Source organism: Paramagnetospirillum caucaseum, assembly GCF_000342045.1.
Classification (GTDB): Bacteria; Pseudomonadota; Alphaproteobacteria; order Rhodospirillales; family Magnetospirillaceae; genus Phaeospirillum; species Phaeospirillum caucaseum.
The window spans coordinates 23,091-48,842 of record NZ_AONQ01000034.1 but is presented as its reverse complement, the minus strand read 5'-3'; the positions used below and the strand labels follow the sequence as shown (position 1 = coordinate 48,842).

Annotated in this window: 20 protein-coding genes; 7 read left to right on the top strand and 13 right to left on the bottom strand. The window is 66.4% G+C overall.

Annotated features, from left to right (window positions below):
• From H261_RS13290 to H261_RS13250, 9 genes are all read right to left on the bottom strand, one after another.
• On the bottom strand, positions 1 to 778 hold a 778-nt coding region (locus tag H261_RS13290; protein ID WP_008618322.1), incomplete at its 3' end, for an MCP four helix bundle domain-containing protein.
• Positions 778 to 2,211, bottom strand: coding sequence for a GAF domain-containing protein (locus H261_RS13285; RefSeq protein WP_235062927.1), 1,434 nt, complete (start codon positions 2,209 to 2,211; stop codon positions 778 to 780). The genes H261_RS13285 and H261_RS13290, both read right to left, overlap by 1 nt.
• 373 nt (positions 2,212 to 2,584) lie before the next feature.
• Positions 2,585 to 3,643 carry an autotransporter outer membrane beta-barrel domain-containing protein gene (locus H261_RS13280; protein ID WP_008618320.1) on the bottom strand — a complete coding sequence of 353 codons (1,059 nt, stop codon included), beginning with the start codon at positions 3,641 to 3,643 and terminating at the stop codon, positions 2,585 to 2,587.
• 89 nt (positions 3,644 to 3,732) lie between these two features.
• Positions 3,733 to 6,042 carry a caspase family protein gene (locus H261_RS13275; protein WP_081608944.1) on the bottom strand — a complete coding sequence of 770 codons (2,310 nt, stop codon included), beginning with the start codon at positions 6,040 to 6,042 and terminating at the stop codon, positions 3,733 to 3,735.
• A gap of 56 nt (positions 6,043 to 6,098) precedes the next feature.
• Positions 6,099 to 6,998 carry a hypothetical protein gene (locus tag H261_RS13270; RefSeq protein WP_040476454.1) on the bottom strand — a complete coding sequence of 300 codons (900 nt, stop codon included), beginning with the start codon at positions 6,996 to 6,998 and terminating at the stop codon, positions 6,099 to 6,101.
• A gap of 43 nt (positions 6,999 to 7,041) precedes the next feature.
• Positions 7,042 to 7,614, bottom strand: a complete 573-nt coding sequence (locus H261_RS23405; RefSeq protein WP_008618317.1) for an OmpA family protein — start codon at positions 7,612 to 7,614, stop codon at positions 7,042 to 7,044.
• Between the two features lie 157 nt (positions 7,615 to 7,771).
• Positions 7,772 to 8,149, bottom strand: a complete 378-nt coding sequence (locus H261_RS13260; RefSeq protein WP_008618316.1) for a DUF3307 domain-containing protein — start codon at positions 8,147 to 8,149, stop codon at positions 7,772 to 7,774.
• Between the two features lie 55 nt (positions 8,150 to 8,204).
• Positions 8,205 to 8,987: a metallophosphoesterase gene (locus H261_RS13255; RefSeq protein WP_008618315.1), complete on the bottom strand. Its 783-nt coding sequence runs from the start codon at positions 8,985 to 8,987 to the stop codon at positions 8,205 to 8,207.
• Positions 8,984 to 9,436: a cyclic nucleotide-binding domain-containing protein gene (locus H261_RS13250; RefSeq protein ID WP_081608943.1), complete on the bottom strand. Its 453-nt coding sequence runs from the start codon at positions 9,434 to 9,436 to the stop codon at positions 8,984 to 8,986. The genes H261_RS13255 and H261_RS13250 overlap by 4 nt, the downstream gene beginning before the upstream one ends.
• A gap of 132 nt (positions 9,437 to 9,568) precedes the next feature.
• On the opposite strand from H261_RS13250, the gene H261_RS23400 reads away from it, so the two are divergent.
• From H261_RS23400 to H261_RS13220, 6 genes are all read left to right on the top strand, one after another.
• Positions 9,569 to 11,554, top strand: coding sequence for an adenylate/guanylate cyclase domain-containing protein (locus tag H261_RS23400; protein WP_081608942.1), 1,986 nt, complete (start codon positions 9,569 to 9,571; stop codon positions 11,552 to 11,554).
• Positions 11,555 to 11,556: 2 nt separating this feature from the next.
• A complete protein-coding gene (locus H261_RS13240) occupies positions 11,557 to 12,288 on the top strand; it encodes a hypothetical protein (protein ID WP_008618312.1) in 732 nt (243 codons plus the stop codon).
• Between the two features lie 22 nt (positions 12,289 to 12,310).
• Entirely contained in the window at positions 12,311 to 13,114 is an 804-nt protein-coding gene (locus tag H261_RS13235) for an outer membrane lipoprotein-sorting protein (protein WP_008618310.1), read from the top strand.
• A 53-nt stretch (positions 13,115 to 13,167) separates the two neighbouring features.
• Positions 13,168 to 16,266: an MMPL family transporter gene (locus tag H261_RS13230; protein WP_008618308.1), complete on the top strand. Its 3,099-nt coding sequence runs from the start codon at positions 13,168 to 13,170 to the stop codon at positions 16,264 to 16,266.
• Between the two features lie 68 nt (positions 16,267 to 16,334).
• Positions 16,335 to 17,840: a hypothetical protein gene (locus H261_RS13225; protein WP_152426862.1), complete on the top strand. Its 1,506-nt coding sequence runs from the start codon at positions 16,335 to 16,337 to the stop codon at positions 17,838 to 17,840.
• A 20-nt stretch (positions 17,841 to 17,860) separates the two neighbouring features.
• Positions 17,861 to 19,600, top strand: coding sequence for a serine/threonine-protein kinase (locus tag H261_RS13220; protein ID WP_152426861.1), 1,740 nt, complete (start codon positions 17,861 to 17,863; stop codon positions 19,598 to 19,600).
• 5 nt (positions 19,601 to 19,605) lie between these two features.
• Here the strand turns inward: H261_RS13220 and H261_RS13215 are convergent, their stop codons facing one another.
• On the bottom strand, positions 19,606 to 20,355 hold the full coding sequence (locus H261_RS13215; RefSeq protein ID WP_008618292.1) for a PP2C family protein-serine/threonine phosphatase: 750 nt from the start codon (positions 20,353 to 20,355) through the stop codon (positions 19,606 to 19,608).
• 160 nt (positions 20,356 to 20,515) lie between these two features.
• The gene (locus tag H261_RS13210; RefSeq protein ID WP_040476453.1) at positions 20,516 to 21,310 is read right to left on the bottom strand and encodes a TOBE domain-containing protein; all 795 of its coding nucleotides are present in this window, start codon (positions 21,308 to 21,310) and stop codon (positions 20,516 to 20,518) included.
• A 253-nt stretch (positions 21,311 to 21,563) separates the two neighbouring features.
• On the opposite strand from H261_RS13210, the gene modA reads away from it, so the two are divergent.
• Positions 21,564 to 22,334: a molybdate ABC transporter substrate-binding protein gene (gene modA / locus H261_RS13205; RefSeq protein ID WP_008618287.1), complete on the top strand. Its 771-nt coding sequence runs from the start codon at positions 21,564 to 21,566 to the stop codon at positions 22,332 to 22,334.
• A 33-nt stretch (positions 22,335 to 22,367) separates the two neighbouring features.
• Here the strand turns inward: modA and H261_RS13200 are convergent, their stop codons facing one another.
• Together H261_RS13200 and H261_RS13195 are read right to left on the bottom strand one after the other, a co-directional pair.
• The gene (locus tag H261_RS13200; RefSeq protein ID WP_040476458.1) at positions 22,368 to 23,051 is read right to left on the bottom strand and encodes a response regulator; all 684 of its coding nucleotides are present in this window, start codon (positions 23,049 to 23,051) and stop codon (positions 22,368 to 22,370) included.
• Positions 23,052 to 23,056: 5 nt separating this feature from the next.
• Positions 23,057 to 25,747, bottom strand: coding sequence for a sensor histidine kinase (locus H261_RS13195; RefSeq protein WP_040476452.1), 2,691 nt, complete (start codon positions 25,745 to 25,747; stop codon positions 23,057 to 23,059).
• Between the last annotated feature and the right edge of the window lie 5 nt (positions 25,748 to 25,752).

The following is a 25,752-nucleotide window of genomic DNA, read 5'->3' as shown; positions in this document are numbered from 1 at the left end:
CGATGGAGCGGGCCAGCCCGCCGATTTCATTGGGATAATCGGTGTGCGGCACAGTGACCTCCAGGTCGCCGGCGGCAAGCCGGTCGACGGTGGTCCGCAAGCGCTCCGACGGGACGCGGATGGACAGGACGATCACGCCGCCCAGCGCCAGCACCACCGCCATGCCGCCGGCCAGAATGGCGAAGGCGAAGACGATGGCGTCGCCGGACCGGGCCTTGGCCGCCGCCGCCATGGCCCGCGCGCGCTCTTCCCGACCCTGGACGATGTCGCCCAGGGCATCGTTGGCCGCCCGGCCGGTCCGCTGGAATTCGGCCGACGCCAGCAGGGCCAGGGCGTCGCTGAGGTCGCCCCGCTTCTGGGTGGCGACCACAGTCTCGACATTCAGCTTGTACTGGGCGAAGGCCTCCTCGAAGCGCGCCAGCGCCGCCTTGTTCTCCTCGGCGTCGAAGAGCCTGCGGGCCTCGGCCACGGACCGGCGCATATTGGCTTCGGCGTCGGCAAGCTGCTTATAAGCGTTGTCCCGCTCGCCGGGAGCCTGGGGCAGAATCGCCTGGCGCAGGGCCCGGCCCATGATGGCGTATTGAACGCGCGCCTCCTTCAGATGGGAGACGCTGCGAAGCTCACCCTCATAGAGCCGGTCGAAGCTCCGGCCCATCAGGGTCATGCTGTGAATGGAATAGAGATTGATGCCCAGCGCCACCACGACGATGCAGGACAGTCCCAGCAGGACCTTGCGGACCAGCGGCCATTTCTCGATCGCGGTCATCAGGGATTTCATCACGGCGTCTCCACGGATGGCGACGTGTCGCCGCCGCGCTCGTGCCGGCGCACAAGCTCGAGATTCAGGGCCAGGATCCTGACCATATCCTCGAATTGCTGGGTGATCCCGCCATCGGGAATGTCGAGCAAGGCGACCTCCACCACGCCCAGCAGGGATTCGTTCAGCAGGATCGGCGCCATGACCACCGCGCGGGGACGGGTATCCCCCAATCCCGACCGGATGACCCAGGTATCGTCCGCCGGCATGGCGACGACCCGCATCCGGCGGTCCACGGCACATTGGCCCAGAAGCCCCTCGCCCGGCCGGATTTCCGGGCTCACCCCGGCGCCGGTGGCATAGCCGGCGGCCAGCCGCATCATGGCGCCCGCGTCATCGGCCCCGACATAGACCAGCCCCTGAAGCGTCCCGAGCAATGTGTGCGACTCGCGCAGGAACGCATCGGCCAGTTCGGCGGCGCCCCTGGCCTGCTGCAGCCGCAGCGCCGTGCCGGCAAGCAGAGCCTTGCGCTCGGCGGCAAGCCGCTGCGCCTGGGCCAGGGCGGTCACCTGCCGGGCCGAAACCTGCTGGGCATGGCGGCTGCGCAGCATGTTCAGCAGGGTCAGCAGCAAGATTCCCGCCGCCAGCGCCGCGCCGCCGCCGACCAGGGCGCTTCCGCCACGGGGAACCGTCCGGGAAAGATCCTCCATCAGCACCAGCGTCCAGTCGCCGAAGGGATCGTTCCACTGCACGCGGGCATTGGCCAGGGCATAGCGCCGGCCGTCGAACCACGCCCGCTCCTCGCCCACGGATACCGGCAGAATGGACGGTTCGTTGATTTCGAACAGGGAACCGAACTGCTTCAGATCGCGGATGGCCGCCAGCCGTTCCGGGGTGGGCCGCTCGGCCAGAAAGCCGATCCAGTCGCCGCGGTTGCCGGCGAACACCACGCCCTGGGGGGAGAGAAGCAGGGTGATGTCGGACTTGTCCCGCAGCAGGCCGTCGATCCTCGACAGATCGGTCCGCGCCACGACGCCGCCCACCGCCGCACCGTCCCTGGTCCGGCCGGCAAGGACCGGCGCCGCGAAATAGAGGGAGCGGTCGCCCCGGGCCATGCTGACGGCGGCGTAGACGTTCTCCTTGCGCTGCATGACCATCTGATAATACGGCCGGAACCGGACATCGATGCCGGTGGACGGCTTGCCGCTGCTGTCCCACGACGACTGGACGACGCCATCCTGGCCGACCAGGAAGACGCCATGGGCGTCGTAGGCCCGGGCCACGCTCTCGAGCATGCCCTGCAGCCGGGGGCCATTGGGCTGGCCGCGCCCCTGGGTCTCCTGCTTGATTTCCTCGTCAAGCAGGCCGAGAACCGCCACCGACCCCATGAGATTCCCGTTGAGCGTCTGGGACATGATCTCGATGCCATAGCGGCGGGCCTCGGAGCGCAACATGGAAAGACGTTCCCTTTCCTTGATTTCGTTCGCCCCGAACGCGACCCCGAAGCCGATGGCCGCAATGGAAAGGACAGCGGCGACCATCGTTGAGCGGGGCTTTTCCACAGCAAGCCGAGCAACCCCGTCCATCCTGTCCCCCTGAAGCGATCTCATGCCCGCCTATACCGTATGGAATATTAGCGTCGATCCTTCTCCCCGGAAAGGATATGCACACCCGCGATACCGGCAAAGGAATGAAAAGTGACGGCTCCGCGTCCTGGGACCGGAATCAAAAAACCACTGGAACGGTCCCGTTCCAGTGGTTTTTCATTGGTTTCGAAGGACGGCAACCACATCGGACCGACGAGGTGCGATCCCGGGGGCTTCGCCGTCAGAACTTGATCTTGGCGTTCATCATCATCGTCGTGTTGGCTTCCGCCTCGCGGAAGAAGCCATGCGAGATTTCCAGGCCGATGGATTCGGTCTGGGTCGGGAACCAATCCATGCCGATGCCGGCCAGGACTTCGTCCCGGTCGTCGGGAGTGTTCGGCTGGCCCTGAACCGTGCTCGTCCTCTTGGCGACGAAATCGCGGACATAGTGCGCCTGGGCGAACAGCTCGACCTTGTCCAGCAGGTAGCCGCCCCGGCCGCCGATCTTGCCTTGCCCCAGATTGGAGGCGACCGCCCCGATATGGGCGTTGGAGACCTCCTCCCGGTAGGAGCCCTGCCACTCGCGGGAGTACATGTAGCCGATATCGCCGCGGACGCTCCAGGCGCCCAGTTCCACGCCGTGGTGGACGTTGAACGCCCCCATCAGGCGATAGCCGTCATAGCTGCCCCGGCCGTTCTGGGCCCGGACCACGTCGGCGTCAAGGAACGTCGCCGAGGTGATGACGTCGATGGAGGTGCCTTGCCCGAAGGAATAGGCGACGTAGGGAACCACCGAATAGCCCACCCGGTTCAGGGAACCGAGATTGAACTTGGTGTTCAGGGAAATGTGCTCGCCCATCAGGGCGACGCCGACAAGGAGGTTGTCGCTCGGGGCATAATCCATGCCGACGGCGCCACCCTTGTTGTTGCCGCTGAAATCGTTGGCCGGAGACGTGCTCGACACGCGGCCGCCGCTGCCGTTCACCCAAAGGGAATAGCGGCTGGACGCGTCGCCGCCGGCGATGCCCGTCTCCCCCAGGGAGGCGACGCGGCGGGCGCCGCTGGCCGAGAACGCCCCGCCCAGATGATTGGCGATAGCCGAGACCTGAGTGGTGGTGCCGCTGCGTTGGACGGCGCCGGCGACCGGCGCGCCCGGCTGGGCGTTATAATTGGACGCGCTGCCCGAGCACGACCAACCCGACGAGCCGAACCAACTGCACGCGGCGCTGGTTCCGGGCATGGCGACAACGCCCAGGGCTGCCGCGCCGCACAGGACGGCGATCTGCCTGATATGCTTCATTTCCCCCTCCACATGGCCCACTTTCGATGGAACTTCGGCTTAATTACGGGTCCGCTACATTGCTGTCAATCGGCTTTATCCCCGCCCCCCTACTTGCCCGGCACGATCCGGGAGACCTGGAAGTCGCTGCCCCGCGAATAGCCGGTGGGATACTGGGCATAGTCGGCATACTTCTTGGACAGCGGCGGCACCGCACCCTCGACGAAATTGATCAGCTCGGTCACCGAGACCGTCCCGTCGCGGTTGATGTCGCCATTCCCCCCCAGGGCGGACAGCACCGTATAGGTGAAGATGCCGTGCCCCAGGGCCTCCAGCTCGACGGCGTATTGCTGGCGGTCGGTGGCGGCCAGCACATGGGTTCCCACCGACCGGGCCAGCAGGCGCAACGCCTTCATGCCGCGATAATCCTTCAACGGCGACACCGCCGTGCCGGAGTGGCAGGTATCGAGGAGCAACAGGGTCCGGTCGGCGCTCAGCGCCTCCATCTCGGCCTTCAGCTCGGCCGACGACAGGGCATGGCCCGACAATTGCCGCTGATCGCGCGGGATGAGGGTCTCGTGGCTGATGAAGTACCAGTCGTCTCCCACGCTGACGCCGTGGCCGGCCATGTAGACGACGACCACGTCGTCGGACGGCACCGCGCGGAATTGTCTCAGGGCGGCGAGGATACTCTCCTTGGTCGCCTTTTCATCCTCCAGCGTCACCACCTCGGCCACGGTGTGGGAGGATTGGAGCTCGGCCCCCATGGTCTCTCTGATCGCCCGCGCATCCGGGCGCGCGTATTCCAGGTTGAGCCTGGTTTCCTTGTAGCGGTTCACCCCGACGGTCAGCAGGTGCAGGCGCCCCGGCGGACGCGGACCTTCGGCCAGGGTCAGGGTCTGCGGCCGGCTCTCCAGCCGTTCGTTGTTGATGGCCGTGGCGGAAAGCACGTTGCCCCCCTGGCTTAGATCGAGCTGATAGCGGGCCTTCACCTGGGCGCGGCCGTCGACGTCCTGCCGCTCGACCTGGCCGATATCACGGGGCAGGAGCTTGCCGTTGCGATAGAGCCTGACTTCACTGACCCCTCCCCCCTTGTCCTCGGCCACCACCTCGACCACGATGCTGCGGGCCTCCGCCCCGCCGGCGGACGCCGGCGACAGGAAGCGCACCGAGGGCGGGAAGCTGACGCCGGCGGGAATGTCCGCCGCCGCGGCGATCTCGCCATTCTGCAGGGTCCGGGGCAGCAATGCCGGCTGGTAGTGGGTTTCGGCGAAGTCCTCGATATTGGCGACGCCGCTGTCCGCCTGCCAGTCGATCCCGTTCAGGGCCTGCTGGTTGCCGTCATAGCGCCCCTTGGCGTCGATCACCGCCCACCCCGTCTCGGTGGAGACCAAGGTGAGCAGATGGGTGCCGCCGCGCAGGCTCCACAGCCGCGAGGTGCCATCCTCCGAGGCCGACAGTGCGAAGCTCGAATCGGCGCTCACCACCATGTAGCTCACCGGAGCGTCGTGCTTGCCCAGAACGCGGGGGGACTCGCCGCCGGGGGAAAGCTGGACCACCGACCCGTCGGCCCCTCCGGCCACCAGCGAGCCGCCATCCCCGACGAAGGCGATGGACAGGATGCGGTCGGCCTTGCTCTCGACCGTCGCCATCCTGGTGCCGTCCATGGACCAGAGCGCGATCTCTCCCCGGTTGTTGCCCGCCGCGATCCGCTTGTCGTCGGCCGACAGGGCCAGGGACTGAACCGGCGAGTCCCAGGCGATCTCGACCGTGGCCTTGCCCGTCGCGGCGTCCCACACCCGCACCGCTCCGTCGGCTCCGGCCGAGACAAGCCTCCGCCCATCCGCGGCGACCACCAGCTTGACCACGCCCGGCGCATGGGCCGGAACATCCCATTGGACCTTGCCGTCCTGCAGGGCCGTCGCCCGGATGCGGCCGTCGGACGAGGCGATGAACACGCCGCTGTCGTTGCCCGCCAGGGCCATGCCCGTCACCGGAGAGGGATGGGTGCCCAGGGAGGAGACCTCGCCCAGCGCCCCGAGATTCCAGACCTTGACCGAGCGGTCCGCATCGACGGAAATGGCCCGGCGGCCGTCGCGGCTGATGGCCACGTTGGTGATGCGGGCCGTATGCCCGGACAGGCGGGCGATCTCGCGCCCGACCCAAAGATCCCAGACGCGCAAGGTGTTGTTGCCCACCCCGGTCACCAGGTGGCGTTCGTCATGGCTGAGGGCCAGGGCCGTCACCGGGCCGGTGGCGCCGGAATTGATCACCAGCTTTGGGCGGAACACGGTATCCAGGTTCCGGGAAACCGCCCTTTCGATGATCCGCGTCTGGACGCGCTGCACGCTCTGCGCCCAGGCCGTTCCGGAAGCGGCCAGAATGCTCAACGCCGCCACAAGGTGTGCTAGAATTCGCATGCCGCCCGTCTCCTCATCATGCCCGCCATGATCCCACGAATCCCTCTCGCTGTGTATCAGTGGAATAGGTTTGAACGCGAAAGGGTGGTTGGCGGCCGTCCCGCCCAGAAAGCGTCGCGGAGTCCCTGTACCGCCGCCGGCGGCAGACCGACCATGCCGGCGTTGAAGGCCGCCGGATCGGGGGTGTGGATCAGATAGGCCTGGGCCTCGTTGATCATCAGTTCCCGATTATTGCCGTCGTAGTGCTTCCTGCCGAGAAAACCGATGAAGGCGTTCCGTTCCGCTTCGGTCATCACATCGGCCCAGAACCGCCGGCAATATTCCGCATACTCGCGATTGGCGTAGTACTCGCCATGCCCCATCTCGTGCCGGAGGATCGTCGAGCGCAAGGCGGCGCCGATCGGGACGCCGTCCCGCTCCCCCATGGGCTGGGCCTGGGGTATGGACAGGACGACGCGTTCCGGCTCCATGGCCTGAAGGACATCGTCCTTCAGGCTGGCCAGGCCGTTCTCCATCAGGAAATCGCGCAGCGCCGCCTCCTGGCCGTTCAAATCCATCCGGCCCTGACGGGCCAGATTGAAGAAGCGCGCCAGTTCGCCGACGGCAAAGTCGTTGCCCATCGAGAAGGTGGACGGCGTCTTGCCCAGCGAAGAGATCAGCGCCGCCAGTTCGTCGGCGGACAGGATCCGGTCGCGCGGCGCCTTGCCCCGTTCGGCCAGGGCCACCACGCGGTTGAACATCTCTCCCTGCTGCGCCAGGGAGGGAAAGTCGAAGATCAGGATGGCGGGAAGGCCGGCCAGGGCGTGCACCACCAATTCGCCCGAACGGCTGGCGTCGACCGCCTCGATCGAGGGGGCGGTCTTGACCTGCGGCCCGGCAAGGGCGCCGGGCGCCGACAGGCCGAAGGCCAGGACGGCGGCCAGCCAGCGGATCATCCGGCCGGCCCGTGCGGTCACCGGCCTCAGGCCCCGCCACGCGCGCCCATGGCCTGCCGCGTCCTCAGCCCAGGACTCGGAACTGCACCCGGCGGTTTTCCCCGGCCGCCGGATCGTTGCGGTTGATCGGCTCGGACGATCCCTTGCCGACGGATTCCAGGCGGGACTTGGTGATGCCCTGGCGCGAAATCAGATAATTCCGCACCGATGCGGCCCGGGCCTTGGACAGTTCGACGTTGCGGCCGGGATTGCCGGTGATGTCGGTATGCCCCTCGACCAGGAAGCGGAGCGCCGTGTTCTTCCGCATCAGATTGGCGATCGCGTCGAGATACCCCAGGGAATCCTCCTTGATGCTCGCCGACCCCAGGTCGAAGTTGATCGGGAAGCCGACCACGGCCCCTTGGGCCGCTTGCGGCGGCCGCGACGGATCGTCGTCGATGACGATGGAGCGGGTCTTGAATTTCGGCTTGCCGCCTCCCCCTGCGGACAGGGCCTTCTCGAGTTCCTCAATCGAGGGGGGGCTGGAGAAGATCTTGACCTCCTCGGCGCGCGCCCCTCCGGCGGCCAGCCCGAGGCAAATGGCGAGAAACGCGCCGAACCACATGGACACGGACCGCGGATCGATACGGTTACGCATTTCCTTATCCCTTCAACCAGATCTCAAACCAAGACGCCGCCGCCCATCGCGACACGGGAGCGCCCCCCTCCCGGGAGGAAGACCCCAACCAATTAAAACCAGAGCGAAAGGCATGGCAATGGCATTCTCGGCCACGGCATGGCGCGCCCCGGCCGGCTCAGCCCAGATAGCGCAGGGCGAGGCCGTTGCAGATGATGTGCATGGTGTTGTCCACGATGATCAACAGCCACACCGTGAGAAAAAGCGGGCGGCTCTCATGGCTGCCGGTCGCGGAGCATTCCGCCCACGGGCGCCAGGGAAGGTTCTTGACCCAAACCACGTAACGGGCCAGCCGCCAGCGGTCGATGATGAAATGGGTCCCGGCGATCACCGCCAGCACGGCCGGGTCCTGGCTGATGAACAGGAAGGGGAGCGTATAGACCACCACATGGACTGCCGCCGCGAAATGGCTGCGGACCTTCTCGGATGCCATCCAGTCCGATTGCAGCACGAAGTCGCCGACGAGATGGGCTACGAATTGATCGGCAGAGAACATCGGCGCGCTCCTGTGTCTGACCGCATCGGCCGCCGGACCGATGGAGTAGGCATCCTCACCCCCCGGTGATCACCGGGGCATCAGTGATTGTGCAGTATTTCCCGCCCCCGATCTGTTGAAACTCACACAGATCGACCTTCCCGGAGACGATGCGGGCAAAGGTCGGGCGGACCAGCCAGCTTCCGGTATTGAGGTAATGGCCGCTTTCCGGCATGGAAACCACGCCGGCATGATGGGTATGGCCGAAGATCACCCAATCGAATCCCCGGCGCAGGATCTCGCGGGCCGCCTGGCTGATGGCTGCGGGTTCGCCCCTCAGGCGCGGCTCGCCGGCGCCCGGATTGAAACGGCGGCGCTCGAACTCGGTCCACAGCGCGAAGGCTCCGGGCCAATTGTCCAGGACCCAGCCGGCCATCTTGGTCAGCAGGTGATAGAGATGCGGGTGTCCGGCGAAGGCCGGGTCGTAGAGATGGCTGTGCTCGATCCGGATGCGGTATCCCCCCGAGGTCAGGTTGAGGAACGGCGTCAGAATCAGGAAATCCCAGTCGGCCAGCAGGTGTTCGAGGATGATGTCGTGATTGCCGATCACGTAATAGCCGCGCAGGCCGCGGTCGCGCAGTTGCCGGAACTGGCCGAACACTTCCGGAATCTCGCCGGCCATCTTTTGGAAGGACGACTGCACGACATCCAGGCCGTCGCCGTTCAGGCAGACGGAAAACCCTTCGTCCATGGCCTGCTGGATGAACGAGGTCAGCACGCGCTTGCAGGAATAGATGGGGTTTCCGATGTGAAGGTCGGAAATGACGACCAGCTTTTCCTCAGCTATGTCGATGATCACGGAGCATCGTCCCCGCGGAACTCGATCAGCATGCCGGCGCATTGCCGCTCCGGGGTCTCCCGGTCGCGCTCCTCCATCATGGTCATCAGCTGTTGATGCACCTTCCGGAAGCGCGAACTCAGCCGTTGCAGCATCTCGAAGGCGAAGGTCGGATCGCGGCGCAGCTTCTGGAGGAATCCGCCGCACTGAATGACCAGCAGCCGGGTGTCGCCCCTGGCCACAGCCGTGGCGGAGCGGGGCAGACTTTCCAGCAGGGCCATTTCCCCGAAGAATTCGCCCCGCCGGCGGGTTTCGATTTCCTTCTCGACGCCGTTGATCGTCGCGATGATCGCCACTTCGCCTTGCTGGATGATGAACATTTCCCGCGTCTGCTCGCCTTCGCGGAAAATAAGCTCACCATCCCGGAACGAGCGTTCGACCTCGTCTGGGCCAGCTTTCCTCGTTTTCATGCCATCCCCGGGAATAACGCACCACCCCGCCCGTCGAGGTAAAAACTTTGAAACCAATTCGACGATTGAGACGTCCCGTGGCTCCGGTTACGTTGTTGAAGGATAGTCCATTCTGAACCAAAGGCAAGCGTCATGGGGTGGGGACGATTTGTAACGGTGCTGCGGGGGGAGTCGATCCGATATTGGGGGGCCTATGTATTGGTTATCCCCACCGTCGTCCTGGTAGCCCTCTCGATTACGACATTTGTTCCGGTGGCGCGGATCGCCGAGAACTGGACGGCCGACATCCGCCTGTTGACCATGGCGGAGAGCCAGACCGACACCGATGTGGTGGTGGTGGCCATCGGGGAAGAGGATTTGCGCGCCTTTCCCTACCGCTCTCCGGTGGACCGGGCCTTCCTTGCCGGAGTGCTGCAGACGATCATCGACCGCAAACCCCGGGCGATCGCCATCGACATCCTGTTCGACCAGCCCACCGAAGCCGCCAAGGATGAACGGCTGCGCCAGGTCCTGAAAGCCTCGACGGTTCCCGTCTTCGTCGCCCATGCCAGCGAGGAGGAGCGGTTGACCAGGGACCAGGCCGCCTATCTGCGGTCCTATCTCCCCGCCACCGGCCTCGTCCGGCCGGCCTGGGCCAATCTGGCGAGCGATCGCGACGACGGCATCACCCGCGCCATCTTTCCCGGCCGGGAGGAAAACGGAGCGTGGCTTCCCGGAATGGCCGCCGCCCTGGCGCAGGCCCACGGCGCGCCGGAAAAGCGCGAGATGGTGCCGCTGATGCTGCGCCCCTTCACCGAGGAACGCCCCGCCGGAGTGAGGGTGATGCCCGCCGCCGCCCTGGCGGTGATGCCGGCGTCGTGGCTGGCGGACAAGCTTGTCCTGGTGGGCTTCGACCTGCCCATCGAGGACCGCCACCGTTCCCAGGCCATCGCCCTGTACGGGGCCGATGCCGGCACCATCCCCGGGGTGGTGCTGCATGCCCATGCCGTCACCCAACTGATTTCGGGCCGTTCGCCGGAATATCCGGGACTGGCGGGCAAAGTCGGGCTGCTGCTGGCCGTGGCCATCGCCGGAGCCTTGCTCGCCCGGCTGGACGTGGCCCTGCTCTGGCGCCTGTGCCTCGCCCTGGCCGCCCTGGGCGGCTACTGGGGGCTGTCCTTCATCCTCAGCCACGCGTTCCTGCTGGTCGTCCCGGTTCTTGCCCCGACCCTGGCCTTCGTCGCCTCGGCCGGGGCGGTCAGCGGCTATCTCTGGCGCGAGGAGAAGCGGCAGGGCGCCTTCCTCCGCACGGCTTTCCAGCGCTACGTGGCCCCGGCCATCGTCAACGAGATCGTGCGCTCGCCCCAAAGCTTCCGCCTGGGCGGCGAAGTGCGCGAGATAACCTATGTGTTCACCGATGTCGCCGGCTTCACCGCCATGACCGAGCGCGAGCCCCCGGAAGTGGTGGTCGCCCTGGTCAACGAGTACCTGGACAAGATGTGCGAGCTGTTCAGCCGCCATCAGGCGACCATCGACAAGATCGTCGGCGATGCGGTGGTCGGATTCTTCAACGCTCCGATCTCCCAGCCGGACCACGCGGCGATGGCGGTGGGGCTGGCCCTGGCCATCGACGACTTCGCCGAGGATTTTCGCCGCCGCAAGAAAGCCGAGGGAGTGGAGTTCGGCGTCACCCGGGTCGGCGTGCATTCCGGCCGGGCCACCGTGGGCAATTTCGGCGGCAGCCACTTCTTCAACTACACCGGCCACGGCGACACCGTGAACAGCGCCTCGCGGCTCGAGGGCGCCAACAAGTATCTGGGCACGCGGCTGTGCATCTCCGGGGCGACGGCGGCGCTCTGCCCGCCCTCCATCGCTTTCCGGCCCATGGCCATCCTGATCCTGAAAGGTAAGACGAAGGGTATCGAAACCTTCATGCCGGTAACGCCGGACGAAGCCCGGACCGACCTGTTCCGCCGCTATTGCGACGCCTACCGGGCCATGGCCGACAATGCGCCGAACGTCCTGGACGAGCTATGCGGATTGGCAGAGAAATACCCCTATGATACGCTTACGCGTTTCCATCTCGACCGCCTCCGCAATGGAGAGGCGGGTGTCGTCATCGAACTGAAGGATAAATGAGAATGAAGCGCGGGTTTTCGCTGTTTCTTCTGGCCGGCGCCTTGATGACGCAACCGGTTATGGCCGCCGAAGTGGTGGTGGTGCGGTCTTCGGCCCCCGATCTGCCCACGGGAAAGGTCTTGGACGGCGACGCCCCCATCCAGCTGGCGGCCGGCTCGCGGGTGACCCTGGTCACCGAATCCGGCAAGTCCGTCACGCTGGAAGGGCCGTTCACCGGTCCTCCCGCCCCCGGCGGCGGCGGCAAGGACAAGGATAAGGACAGGGTCAGCCAGGCGCTGTCCGGGCTGATCGCCAGAGGGGATGTGGAGACCCGCAAGCTGGGGACGTTCCGAAGCGTCCCCATCGACAACGCGGTCGACACCCCGGCACCGGCGGCCGAGGAAATCAACGTCCTGGAAGGCGGCAACCAATGCGTCATCCAGGGCCGGCAGCCGCGCCTGTCCGTCAAGGGGGCCACCCAGGGCATCTTCCTCAGCATCGCCTCGGGCAAGAAGACGGCGGCCGTGGTGCCCCTGGACGGCGCCGGAGCCGATTGGCCGGACAATCTCAAGATCGTCGACGGCGCCAATTACAGCATGGCGCTGTCCGAACCGGTCAAGGGCGTCCAGAAGGTCGGCCTCCGCCTCCACCTCATTCCCGCCGACCTGCCGAGCGACGCCCACCGGGCCGCCAGGATGGCCGACAAGATGTGCGACAGACAGGCGCGCGCGCTTCTATCAACTCTTGCGCAGTGATTTCGTGATCGGAGGGGGGGGTATGTTGTTTCGGAGCTTTGCCCTGGCGGCCGTGGCCGCCGTGTTCACCGTGTTTCCGGCCGCCGCGGCGGAAATGAACGGCCGCGAAATTCTCGACGAGGTGTCGCGTCGCCACGACCGTCCCTACGAATACGAATCCCAGGTCATGACGCTGATCAACGCCGATCAGTCGAAGGAGCGGCGGGAGGTCGAGAGGTTCAAGCGCGACGTGGAGGCCGGGTCGCGATACCTGCTGGTCTTCCAGGAGCCGGCCGGCGTCAAGGGGACCGCCCTGCTGACCTGGCAGAACCGCGACCGCGAGGACGACCAGTGGATCTATCTGCCGGCCTCGGGCGCCGAACTGAAGCGGATCGCCAAGGGCGGGCGCAAGAACTACTTCATGGGCACCGATTACACCTATGAGGATCTGGCCACCGAGCCGCGCAGCAAGTTCTCCTACGACCGCCAGCCCGATGAGACGGTCGACAACACCGATTGCTTCGTCGTCACCTCGACCCCGGTCGACGAGGTCCTGAAGAAGGAATCCGGCTACAAGTTCACCAAGATGTGGATCCGCAAGGATATCTTCTTCGTGGTCCGCATCGATTATTTCGACCGCCAGGGCGAACTGATCAAGCGCCAGACCTGGAGCAAGCTGCAGAACATCGCCGGAGAGACCTGGCGGGCCAATCTCGCGGTCATGAAGAACCTCGACCAGAAGCACGTCACCGCCGTGCAGGTGGCCGAGCGCTCGTTCGAATCCACCGCCGCTCCGGCGGAGGTGTTCACCACGCAGTATGTGTCGTCCAACCGGCATGTGAAATAGGCTTGCGACCCGGCGCATAGGGGCGGGCGGGACCAAGGACAGAGGGGGAATCGATGTCCGGAGGCAATGGGGAAGGCCGGCTTCAGGCCGTATTTACCTTCGGTGCGCGTCAGCCGCTGATCACCGGCATCTTCCTGCTGTTGGTGACCACCTTCATGGTGATGGGCGCGCTCCGCCTGAAGATCGACACCAGCTATGACAGGCTGATCTCGGACCACGATCCGGGCTGGGCCGATTATGCGCGTTCGGTCAAGGAGTTCGGCTCGGACAATACCGTCATCGTCTATGTCCGGGACGAGCGCCTGTTCAGCCCGGAAAAGCTGGCCGCCCTCGACCGGCTGGTCCGCGATCTCAAGAAGAACCCGGAGATCCAGCGCGTCGACAGCCTGTTCTCGGCCCTCAGCATCAAGGATGAGGACGGCGCCCTGAAGACCGAGCCGGTGGTCGATACCGTCCCCACCGGCATGGCCGAGGCCCAGGCCTCCCTGGCCAAGGCGCTGTACAGCCCCCTGGTGCGCCGCAATCTGCTGTCCGACGACGGCAAGGTCACGGCGGTCACCATCTCCCTCAACCGGGCCTCCATCGACCGCGACACCAACTACACGATCTACGACGGCATCGAGGACAGCATCGGGCGCGTCAAGGGCGAGTTCGAGCGGATCTACCAGATCGGCCCGCCGCGCCTGAACATCGAAATCGAACGGGGCATGAATTATGACCTGACCCTGTTCATGCCGCTGTCGACGGTGATTCTGGTCGGCACGGTCTTCTTCTTCCTGCGGACCTGGACCGCCAGCGTGGTCCCGCTGATCACGGCGGGGCTCTCCATCGTCTGGACCGTGGGCTTCATGGGCTGGACCAACATCCCCCTGACCCTGCTGACCACCCTGGTGCCGGCCCTCAACATCGTCATCGGCTCGGCCGAGGACACCCATATGATGTCGGGCTATCTGCGCGCCATCGCCAACCAGCGGGCCAACGGCCAGAAGGTCGACCGGATGGCCGCCATCCGCTTCATGACCAGCCATGTCAGCCTGGCCCTGATCCTGACGTCGTCCACCACGGTGATCGGCTTCCTGTCCGATGCCCTCTACGACGTTCCGATCATGATCGACTTCGCCTTCTCGGCCGCCTTCGCCCTCAGCGCCAATTTCGTGGTCACCGTGCTGACCATGCCGCTGGCGCTGCGCCTGATCGGCCCGACCACCAGTTCCCTGCCGCCGATGGAGGAGGCCCCCACCGGCATTCTCGGACGCTTCGTCGCCTGGCTGGAAATGGTCGGCCGCGACCAGCGCCGCCTGGTGCTGGCGGTGTTCGCCGTCATCACCGTGGTCATGGGGTATTTCGCCCTGAGCATCCGGGTCAGCAACGACCCGCTGTCCTATTTCCACGACACCAGCCCGCTGGTCCAGGACGCCAGGCGCCTGCATGACGACATCAGCGGCATGCAGGTCTTCTACGTCACCCTGCGGGCCACCGGGGACAAGGATTTCCGCGACCCGGCCATGCTGCGGCAGGCCGAAGCCGTGGAAAAAGTGCTGACCAAGGCCGCCGTCTTCGACAAGGTGACCGGGCTGTCCGATCACCTCGCCCTGGTCCACCGCGAGATGAATCGGGGAGCCGAGACCTTCCACACCGTGCCGGACAGCCGCAAGCTGATCGAGCAGTACCTGCTGCTGTTCAAGCGGCAGGACCTGGACCGCTACGTCACCACGGATTATCGCAACACCAACATCATCGTCCGTCACAACATCTCGGATTCCAGCGACTTCAACGAGGTCATCAAGAAGGTCCAGGCCAGCCTGGGCTCGGTGGCCCTGGACGGCACCGCCGTTGACTTCATCGGCAAGAACCTGATGATCAACCGCACCGCCGAGGGCATGATCTACAATCAGGCCGACTCGCTGATGTGGGTGACGCTGGTGATCCTCGCCATGATGGCGCTGCTGTACCAGTCGCTGCTGGCCGGAATCATCTCGATGATTCCCAACATGGTGCCGATCGTCATCTGCTTCGGCACCATGGGGCTCATCGGTCTGCCGCTCAACCCGGGAACCGCGTCGGTGGCGGCGGTGGCGCTGGGCATCGCCGTGGACGACACCATCCACTTCTTTTCCGCCTATCTGGGCGTCTGCCGCCACGAGGCCGACCCCGACAAGGCGATCAAGCTGACGTTCTATTCCGAGGTGGTGCCGGTGATCACCACCACCCTGGCCCTGTCGCTGGGCTTCGTCATCCTGGCCGGGTCCAATTTCACCATCGTCTCGCAATACGGGCTGATGTCGGCCTTCACCATCTTCGTCGCCATGTTCGTCGACCTGTTCATGACGCCGGCCCTGCTGCGCGGCGTCCGGCTGGTCGGCGTCTGGGACGTGGTGGCCCTCAATGTCGGCGACACCGCCCTGGTGCAGTCGTCGCTGTTCAAGTCCATGTCGAAATGGTCGATCAAGAAGGCGATCCTGGCCTCGCGCCTGGTGGACGTGTCGGCGGGCACCGCCATCATCCGCCAGGGAGAGATGGGCCGGAATTTCTATCTGATCCTCAAGGGGTCGGTGGACGTGGTGCAGACCGACGCCGACGGCCGCGAGACCCTGCTGGCCCAGTTGGGGCCGGGCCAGACGTTCGGAGAGATCGGGTTCGTCGGCGAAACCGCCCGCCTGGCCACCGTGCGCGCCAACCGCGACGGCAAGATCATCGCCATGGACGCCGATTCCATCCGGACCGGCCTGCGCTTCTATCCCTGGCTGCGCGCCACCTTGCACAAGAACCTGTCGGCGATCATCGCCGAGCGCGTCGCCGGCAATCGCCGGGCCGGAGGCGGCGGGCCGGTGGAAGGGGTGCGCCTGCGCCTGACCCACGGCGGCAAGACGGTGGATGTGGGGGCCGGCAATCCGGAAGCGATGCTGGGGCGTTCCGACACCTGCGACCTGATCGTGCGCGAGCAGCGGGTGTCGCGCAACCACGCCTCGGTACGGTACGTGAACCAGAGGTTCTTCATCAGCGACCACAGCACCAACGGCACCTTCGCCGAGAGCGGGGACCTGCACATGAAGACCGTCGAGCTGACCGGCCGCGGCGTGGTCAGCCTCGGCCGCAAGGGTGGCTCGGAGGCCACCGCCGTCGCCTACGAGGTGCTCGGGGCAGGCGCATGAGCGGAACATCGACCATCATCGCGGCCGGGACGGCCAGCGGAAGACGCAGTGTGGATTGGAGGAAAAACGTGCGGATCTCATCCCTGATATTGGCGGGTCCGATCCTGGCGGGCATGGTCGTCACGGCTGCCGGAACCGCCCAGGCCAAGGACAAGATCGACGACAGCTTCGGCGACATCGAAAGCCAGATGGAGGCGCAGCCGGTCAAGAAGGCGGCTCCTCCCGCCGGCAAGAGCATGCTGGATACCTCCGACGACGAGTTCCTCGACACGGCGGCGCCGGCCGCCAAGAAGGAGAGCAAGGCGCCGCAGACTGCCGACAACCCCTTCGCCCAGTTGGTGAAGCGCGCGCAATACCAGCTCGACCTGTTCACCACCTATTTCCCCATGGGCTATTCCAACCGGCAGGTGGTGGACGACCATGCGGTCGGCTGGTCGAAGTTCCAGATCACCACGCGGGCGTCGCTCACCCCGGACACCCAGTTCAACCTCAAGATGCACGCCGTCGGATCGACGGCGACCAACGAGCACAAGGGGGTCTTCACCGCCCCCGGAGCCCATGGCAACCGCGCCAAATGGGTGGATGTCGACACCCTCTCCCTGGCCCACCAGATGGGAAGCAACACGGTCACCATCGGCAAGGCGCCGCTGTCCATGGGGGTGTCCACCCTCTATTCACCCGCCGACCGTTTCGAGCCGAGCTATGCCGCCGACCCGACCCAGGCGTTCCGCACCGGCCGCTGGCAGGCCCGCTACGACCGGGCGGTGGGAGACGACCAGTTCACCCTGGCGGTCCTGCCGACCGACGACGTGAGCGTCGTGCCGCACAAGAATTCCCGCTGGTTCGGCGGCACCTCCAGCTATGCCTTCACCGCCATGCCGGCCCTGGGGGCGGGCGCGTCGCTGGCCGAGAACTACCATGACGGCGCGGCGCGCAACTGGGGCTATCTGGGGCGCTACAAGGGCACCGCCGGCGGCTTCGACTATTTCGGCCTGGCCCATTACGGCCCCACCATCTACCCCATCCTGCGCCAGCGCGGGGCGGCCATGTCCGAGATCTACCGCCCGATGGCCAGCACGCTGGCGGCGGGCGTCTCGACCACCATCGACCGCTGGGAATTCCATGGCGAGGCGTCGTGGCAGATCGCCAGCCACAACCAGGACCAGGATTTCATCAAGCACGTGGTCGGCTTCAGCTATCGCGACTCGGCCCTGGCCAACAGCCTGGGGCTGGACGAGATTCAGCCGATCCTGGAATATGCCGGCGAACTGGTCACCGACCAGCAGTCGAGCAGCGGCCAGTTCCTGGCCAATTCCTCGTCGTCCCGGCCCCTCCGCGACGCCGTGCTGGGCCGCGTGATCTTCCGCATCTCCAATGCGTGGAGCACCTATGTCGGCGGCGCCAGGAACTTTGTCGACGGCGACCACTCGGCATCGGCCGGCGCCGAGTACAAGTATGCGGAAGACATCAAGTTCAAGCTCGACATGAGCGCCTTCGGAGGCGAGCCGGACACGCTGTACGGGCGCTGGCGGCGGAACGACTTCATCCGTTTCGGCGTCGTCTTGAACCACTGACCTGGAAGGGGATACGGCAAGTGGCAACGGTTGATAGCGGCAGGATCGGCAAGTACGAGATCATCGGCGAACTTGGCCGGGGGGCGATGGGGATCGTCTATCAGGGACGCGACCCGGTCATCGGCCGTCTTGTCGCCATCAAGACCAGGAAGAACGACGACGGCGGCGCCGACGCCGAGTTCGCCGAGGCGGCCGAGCGCTTCAAGCGCGAGGCCATCGCCGCCGGCCGCCTGCAGCATCCCAATATCGTCGCCGTCTACGAATACGGCGAGGATGACGGCCGCGCCTTCATCGCCATGGAACTGGTCAAGGGGCGGACCCTGGCCCAGTACTTTCAGGCCGGCGAGCGGTTCTCCACCGAGACCATGCTGTCCATCATGGATCAGGTTCTGTCCGCCCTTGGGCATGCCCATCGCCAGGGGATCGTCCACCGCGACATCAAGCCGTCCAACATCCTGATCACCGAGGACGGCCAGGCCAAGATCATGGATTTCGGCATCGCCCGCCTGGAATCCTCGACCCTGACCCAGATCGGCACGGTGATGGGTTCGCCCAGCTACATGTCGCCGGAGCAGTTCACCGGCGAACCGGTGGATGCGCGCAGCGACCTCTATTCCGCCGCCGTGATCCTGTACCAGGGCCTGACCGGCGAAAAGGCCTTCGCCGGCGACAACCTGACCGCCGTCATGCACCGGGTGCTGACCACCGAGCCGATCCCCATGACCCGCCTGGCCGCCGGCATTCCGCCGGCCATCGAGTCCGTCGTCGTCAGGGGCATGGCCCGCGCCCCGGACCAGCGCTTCCAGACCGCCAAGGAATTCGCCGACGCCCTCGCCATGGCCGCCACCGGCAAGGTCGCCGCGCCGCTCGCCATGCCCTCGGCCGCCGGCCGCGCCGTTTCCGGCGACGACCCCACCGTGGTGACGCGCGGCGGTGACGCAACCCTGATGGCCGCCACCATAATCGGGAGCACCGACGACGCCACCATCGTCGTCCAGCACAAGCGGCAAGGCAGCCGCATGCCGCTGATCGCCGCTGCCGTCGCCGGCCTGACGCTGGCCGGGGCGGGGGGGGCCTATTTCCTCGCCTCCTCCCCCAAGCCGCCGCCGGCCCCGGCTCCCGCTCCGGCGCCGGCCTCCAACCCGGCCAAGGCCGGTTCGGACATGGACCTGGAGAAGGAACTGGGCGAGGTCCGGATCAAGGGCGGCGACGCCAAGCCCACCGCGCCGGCCCCGGCCGCCTCCACCCCGGTGGCGGGGGCCGACGCCGACCTGGAGAAGGAGTTGGGCGAGGTCAAGACCAAGACGTCGGGGGCCACGGCGTCCGCCAAGCCCGCCGCCACGGCGGCGGCCCCGGTGCTTGCGGTGACCGGCCAGCTTGGCGACAAGCCCTATCCCGCCGGCACGCCGCTGACGCTTTCCATCGCCGTCACCCGCCCGGCCTGGGTGACCTGCTATTACCGGCAGGCGTCGAGCACCATCACCCGCGTCTTCCCCAACCGCTTCCAGCCGAGCGGGGCGGCGGCGCCGGGCAAGCCCCTCGCCGTCCCGAACGGCAAGTTCAAGCTGGTGATGGACAATGCCGGGCAGGAGGAGCGGTTCATCTGCTTCGCCACCCAAAGCGCGCCCAAGGTAGCCGAAGCCCTTCACGGCAAGGATCTGGCCCCCCTCGACACCACGGATCTGTCCTCCCTGGTGCAAGCCTATCAGGCGGCCGGCGCCTTCGGTCAGGGTGAGTATACGGTCCGTATCGTCCGCTGATCGCCTCAGCCGGCGGCCACGGCGACGACGGTGACGTTGTCGGGGCCACCGGCGGCCAGCGCGCTGTCCGTCGCCAGCCGGCACAGGGCGGCGACATCACCCGATGCCGATCGGGCCAGTTCGGCGAGGCGGTCATCCTCCACCACGCCCCACAAACCGTCCGAGCACAGGATGATCACATCCCCCTGGCCGCAATCGTGCAGGGTCACGGTGGCGGCAACCTCGTCCGAGGGGCCGATGGCCCGCGACAGGATGTTGCGGCGCGGGGCGGCGCCGACCGCCCCGGCCCGCCGCCACTCCTCGTATACCGAGTGATCCTGGCTGAGCTGGGTCAGGCCTTGGCCGCGCAGGCGATAGACCCGGCTGTCCCCGACGTTGAAGACCACCACCCGGTCCAGGCTGGGCCACCACGCCCCGGCCAGGGTGGTGCCCATCCGCTTCGCCCCGTCCCCGCCGCGGCGGACGTTTTCCGCCACCAGCTTGCCGTTGGCGCTCGCCACGGCCTCCTGAACGGAGACCATGGCCGCCTGGATGTCGTCGGACCGGCACGTGGCCAGCCGGGTCACGATCTCGTCGACGACCATCCGGCTGGCGACTTCGCCGGCCTCATGGCCGCCCATGCCGTCGGCAACCAGCGCCAGCCGCAGGTCGGGATCGGCGAAACAGCAATCCTCGTTGTTCTGCCTGACCTTGCCGGGATCGGTCAGCGCGGCCATCTCCAGGCGCACCGGCGCGGGGCCGGCCGGGTCGGCCACGCCACCGTCCTCCGTGCGAAAAATTTGCAGCACCCGCCTCCACCACCCCATACCGCCCCTCGTGATCATACTGATTGGTGGCCATATCCCCCGACAAATGCTGCCATAAGGTTGCCATGGTTGTCAAAATATCGGCCAGCTCCGTATTCGGCCACGCCGCCTATTCCACCGCCAGGATGACGTGGGACGCCTTGAACAAGGCCCAGGCAAACGTGCCGGGCTGCAGCCCCAGTTCGTCGGCTCCGTCCCGGGTCACCATGGCGGTCAGGACCTTGCCGCCGCCGATGTCCAGGGTGATCTCGCTGCTGACCGGCCCATCCTCGCGGCGGGCGACGGTGCCGGGGATGCGGTTGCGCGCCGATACCGGCGGCGGCGTCGTGCCGGTCGCCAGCATGACGAAGGAGGCCTTCGCCAAGGCGGTAACGGGCTGGCCGACGGTGATGCCGAGATCGCGCAGGCTCTCTTCGGTGACGGTGGCGGCCAGGGTCTGCGTATCGGTGAGGCGCAGGATCACCTCGGCGTTGACGCTGCCCCGGCGGATCTCGGAGACGGTACAGCGGAAGGCATTGCGGGCGCTGGTCTTCATGCCGAGACTCCGAAGCAGGATGATGGGATCGATGGGCGTGCTGGCATCGCCGAACAGGGCGGCCGCGCGGGACAGCCGATCTTCCAGCAGACGGAAGGCGGCGATCAGGGCCTTGCCGTCCTCGGTGACCACGGCACCGCCACCGTTGCGGCCGCCGGTCTGGGCCGCCACCGCCGGGCGCGGCAGCAGGTTGTTGACGGCGTTGAGCGCGTCCCACGCCGCCTTGTAGCTGAGTCCCACGGCCTGGGCGGCCTTGGTGATGCTGCCGTGGCGGTCCACCGCCTCCAGCAGGGCGATGCGGTCGCGCCCGACGGGCGAACGGCCGCCGCCCCTCAGCGCCAAAATGGCTTCGACTTTACTGTCCGTCACGGCGGCGCCCCTCGTCATGTGTCCTGACAATATGACGCCAGGCTTGCCGCCGTCAGCCAGAAAATGCGGCGGCGCCGGGCGCTTTGCTTGGCTTTCTCGGCATGAGCCGAGACGCGCGGTCGCGCTTGCCTCCGGCCTTATGAACCGCAAGCCGGTTCATAAGGCCGGAGGTATCATGCCCATTCCGGGTTGCCGGGAAAATCCCATCGCTATATACATGTACTATATTTCGATCGGAGCAAGGAGCGAGCCGATGCTGATGAACCGCCTGTTGGGGACCGTCGCCGGCCTCCTCCTTTCCGTTGCCGTCGTGGCCCAGGCCCATGCCGAGGACGTGGTGGTGTTCGCCGCCGCCTCGCTGACCAATGCGCTGAACGAGATCGGCGAACAGTTCACCGCCCGGACCGGCCACAGGATGGTTCCCTCCTACGCCGCCTCGTCGGCCCTGGCCAAGCAGGTGGAACAGGGCGGCCCCGGACAGGTCTTCGCCTCCGCCGACTTGAAATGGATGGATTATCTGGCTGGGAAGAAGCTGATCAACCAGGACTCGCGCTTCAACCTGCTGGGCAACGCCCTGGTGCTGGTTGCCCCCGCCGATTCCAAGCAGGGCAGGATCGAGCTGACGCCCCAGACCGACATCGCCGCCCTGGCGGGAGCGGGCCGCATCGCCACCGGCAATCCCGACGCCGTGCCGGTTGGCCTCTACTTCAAGCAGGCCATGGAACGGGCCGGCCAGTGGAAGGCCCTGGAGCCCAAGATCGCCGCCACCGATTCGGTCCGCGCCGCCCTGGCCTTCGTCGAGCGCGGCGAGGTTCCGCTGGGCGTGGTCTACGCCACCGACGCCGCTGTGTCCAAGAAGGTCAAGGTGGTCGGCGTGTTCCCCGACACCATGCATGACCCCATCGTCTATCCCTTCGCCCTGATCGCCGGCAAGGAAACCCCCGCCACCAAGGCGCTGCTGGACACCATCAAGGGTCCCGAGGCCAAGGGAGTCTTCGTCAAGTACGGCTTCAAGATCAACTAGCGTCCGTCCGGTCCAGGCCGAATCGGACAGACATTAATCCTGGCGTTTCAGCCGATACCCCACGCCCGGATCGGTGACGATCAGCCTGGGCTGGCTGGGATCGTCCTCGAGCTTCTGGCGCAGTTGGTTGACGTAGACCCGCAGATAGGCGGTGTCGTCCACATGGGCCGGCCCCCAGACCTCCTTGAGGATGTGCTTGTGGGTCAGCACATGGTCGGGATGGTGGGCGAAGAAGGCAAGCAACTCCCATTCCTTCTTGGACAGCCGGACTTCCCCGCCGGACCGGGTGACGATTCGGCGGACGAGGTCGATCTGGACGGGACCGATGACCACCGCTTCGGCGGCATCCCTGGGGCTGCGCGGGCGAAGGGCGGCGCGGACGCGGGCGATCAGTTCGGCCACCCCGAACGGCTTGACCACATAGTCGTTGGCCCCGCGCTCCAGGGCCTCGACCTTGTCGAATTCCTGGGACCGCACCGACAGCACGATGATGGGCAGTTCGGAAAACTGGCGCACCGCGGTGATCACTTCCTGCCCATCCAGATCGGGAAGGCCGAGATCGAGGATCAGCAGATCGGGGGCGGTGTCACGCACTCCGGCGATGCCCTGGGCGCCGTTCTCCGCCTCGATCACGCCATAACCGTTGGCCCCGAGCGAGATGCGCAGGAACTTGCGGATTTGCGGTTCATCGTCGACGACAAGGATTTTCCGGGTCATGGCCATCAAGCCTCGGCTTCCGCCGGCGGCAGGTCAAGCGCGGGCGGCAGCGGCAGGTGGATGACGATGCAGGTTCCTGCCTCGTGCAGGCCCGGTTCGGCATGAATGACGCCGCCATGGGCCTCGACGATCCCCCGGCAGATGGCCAGCCCCAACCCGGTTCCCGCCGCCTGGGAATCCGTCTGCCCGACCCGGTAGAACATATCGAACACCTTCTCGCGGTCCTCAGGCGGAATGCCCGGCCCCTGATCGGCCACCTCGATGGTCACATGCTCCGGCGTCCGCATGGCCCAGACCTTGACCGGGGTTCCGGCCGGAGCGTATTTGCAGGCGTTGTCGATCAGGTTGAAGAATACCTGCTCCATCAGCACGGCATCGACGCACAGCAAGGGAACGTCGCCGGCAATGTCCACCTTGATGGCGTGCCGGCTGGCAAGATGCGAAGAGCGCTGGACCGCCGCGCCGACGATGTCGCGCAGATCGGACCAATCCACCCGGGGCTTCATGGCGCCCGCCCCCAGCTTGGTCATGTCCAGGAGGTTCTGGACGAAGCGGTTGAGACGTTCGGCCTCGTCCTGGATGGTCTGGGCGAGGTCGCGGCGCGACGCGGCATCCAGGGCCTCGTCATAGCTGATGATGGAGGACGCCGCCCCCATGATGGACACCAGCGGCGTCCGCAAATCATGGGATAGCGAGGACAGCAACGCCGAGCGCAGGCGTTCGCGCTCGGTGGCGACACGGGCGGCCTCGATGTCGGACACCAGGGTGGTCCGCTCGATGGCCACCGCCGCCTGATCGGTCAGGGTCTCCAGCAACCGCATCTGCTCCGGGCTGGGCATATCGGCATCCTCGGTCATCTGGACGCCCAGGATGCCGACCGGACTGCGCGAGGTCTTGAGCGGCAGGAACAGCCACAGCGAGGCCGGCAAGGTGGCGGTGCCCCGCCCGGCCGGCTTACCCTGCACCCAAGCCCATTCGGCTGCGGCATTGGACTTGTCGTCCAACTGGTCTTCCGGCGGATAGCCGGCCGCGATGGCAAGGCCGTTTCCGCTCGGCAGCAGCACCAGCGAGCGGCCCCGAATGGTGTTGGCGACATGGTGAACCACCGCCCACAGCACGTCGTCCAGGGTCGCCGCCGCCGTCACCTTGCGGCCGAAATCATAGAGATTTCCCGTCCGTCGCGCGCTTTCCCGCGTGGTTTGGATCTGGGCACGCAGGCGGCTGGCCATGTTGGAAACGATGAATGCGGCGATCAGGAAGAACAGCAGGGTCAGGATGTTCTGGGTGTCGGAAACCGCGAAGCTGAAACGGGGTTCGGTAAAGAAGAAGTTGAAGGCGACGAAGCCGGCGACCGACGCCAGGATGGCGGGGCGGAGACCGGCCTTCATGGCGACAACCATTACGGCCAGAAGATAGGCCACCGAGATGCTGGCCACCGGCAGCCAGATATCGATGGCAAAGCCCAGGCCGGTGGCGGCGGCGGCGGCGGCCATGGCAATGGCGAAACCCCGCCAGTCGGGCTTTTCCGCCATGTGGGATGAGCCGAGGCGCTGAGCTTTTCCGTCGGCCTCGCCGCCCACGACCAGCACATTGATGTCACCGGCCGAACGGATCAGCCGGTCCGTCACCGAGGCTCCCAGCCGGAACAGCCGCGGCCGGCGGGATCGCCCCACCACGATCTGGGTGGCGTTGCGTTCCCGGGCATAGCCGAGGATTGCGGCGACGATATCGTCGCCTTGCAGGGTGCTCGTTTCCCCGCCCAGTTGAGCCGCCAGCCGCATGGCCTCGGCGATGCGGTCCTTTTCCGCCTCGGTCATGGCATGGGCGCGTGATGTGTCCACCGTCACCGCCACCCAGGCGGCACCCCGGCGTTCGGCGGCCCGCTTGGTGACCCGCACCAGCCGGTCCCCGTCCGCCTTTTCGTCGATGCAGACCAGCAGGCGCTCGCGCGCCGGCCACGGCCCGGCGATGGCGTGCGCCCGCATGTAATCCACCATCTGGCGATCGACCCGCTCGGCGGCATGGCGCAACGCCATCTCGCGCAGCGCCGTCAGATTGCCCGGCGAAAAGAAGCTGTCTATGGCGCGCCGGGCCTGTTCGGGGACATAGACCTTGCCTTCGTGCAGCCGCTTGATCAGGTCTTCCGGCGGCAAGTCGATCAATTCGATCTCGCCGGCCTTGGCCAGGACGCTGTCTGGCAGGGTCTCGCGCACCTTCACGCCGGATATCTGTTCGACCACGTCGTTCAGCGAGTCCAGGTGCTGGATGTTCAGGGTGGCATAGACATCGATTCCGGCGGCCAGAAGCTCCTCCGCATCCTGCCAGCGCTTGACGTGGCGAGAGCCGGGAACGTTGGTGTGGGCCAGTTCGTCCACCAGGGCCAGGGCGGGACGGCGGGCCAGCAGCCCGTCCAGGTCCATTTCCTTGAAGGAATGGCCGCGATACTCCACCTGCCGGGTGGCAAGCAGGTCCAGCCCCTTGACCAGCGCCTCGGTCTCACGCCGTCCATGGGTCTCGATCACCCCGGCCACCACATCGATGCCGTCGGCCAGTCGTTGGTGGGCGGCCTGGAGCATGGCATAGGTCTTGCCGACGCCGGGGGCGGCGCCGAGGAAGATCTTCAAACGCCCATGCCCCTCCCGCCGGGCTTGGGCGAGAAGGGCATCGGGCGACGGTCGCTGTTCTTCGTCTGCCATGGCTT

Excerpts from the sequence above, each read along its gene's own strand:
- modA (WP_008618287.1), top strand. The coding sequence starts at position 21,564 with ATGCTGATGAACCGCCTGTTGGGGACCGTCGCCGGCCTCCTCCTTTCC.
- H261_RS13285 (WP_235062927.1), bottom strand. The coding sequence starts at position 2,211 with ATGTTGCGCTCCGAGGCCCGCCGCTATGGCATCGAGATCATGTCCCAG.
- H261_RS13250 (WP_081608943.1), bottom strand. The coding sequence starts at position 9,436 with ATGAAAACGAGGAAAGCTGGCCCAGACGAGGTCGAACGCTCGTTCCGG.
- H261_RS13275 (WP_081608944.1), bottom strand. The coding sequence starts at position 6,042 with ATGCGAATTCTAGCACACCTTGTGGCGGCGTTGAGCATTCTGGCCGCT.
- H261_RS13200 (WP_040476458.1), bottom strand. The coding sequence starts at position 23,051 with ATGACCCGGAAAATCCTTGTCGTCGACGATGAACCGCAAATCCGCAAG.
- H261_RS23405 (WP_008618317.1), bottom strand. The coding sequence starts at position 7,614 with ATGCGTAACCGTATCGATCCGCGGTCCGTGTCCATGTGGTTCGGCGCG.
- H261_RS13235 (WP_008618310.1), top strand. The coding sequence starts at position 12,311 with ATGTTGTTTCGGAGCTTTGCCCTGGCGGCCGTGGCCGCCGTGTTCACC.
- H261_RS13280 (WP_008618320.1), bottom strand. The coding sequence starts at position 3,643 with ATGAAGCATATCAGGCAGATCGCCGTCCTGTGCGGCGCGGCAGCCCTG.
- H261_RS13230 (WP_008618308.1), top strand. The coding sequence starts at position 13,168 with ATGTCCGGAGGCAATGGGGAAGGCCGGCTTCAGGCCGTATTTACCTTC.
- H261_RS13240 (WP_008618312.1), top strand. The coding sequence starts at position 11,557 with ATGAAGCGCGGGTTTTCGCTGTTTCTTCTGGCCGGCGCCTTGATGACG.
- H261_RS13260 (WP_008618316.1), bottom strand. The coding sequence starts at position 8,149 with ATGTTCTCTGCCGATCAATTCGTAGCCCATCTCGTCGGCGACTTCGTG.
- H261_RS13195 (WP_040476452.1), bottom strand. The coding sequence starts at position 25,747 with ATGGCAGACGAAGAACAGCGACCGTCGCCCGATGCCCTTCTCGCCCAA.
- H261_RS23400 (WP_081608942.1), top strand. The coding sequence starts at position 9,569 with ATGGGGTGGGGACGATTTGTAACGGTGCTGCGGGGGGAGTCGATCCGA.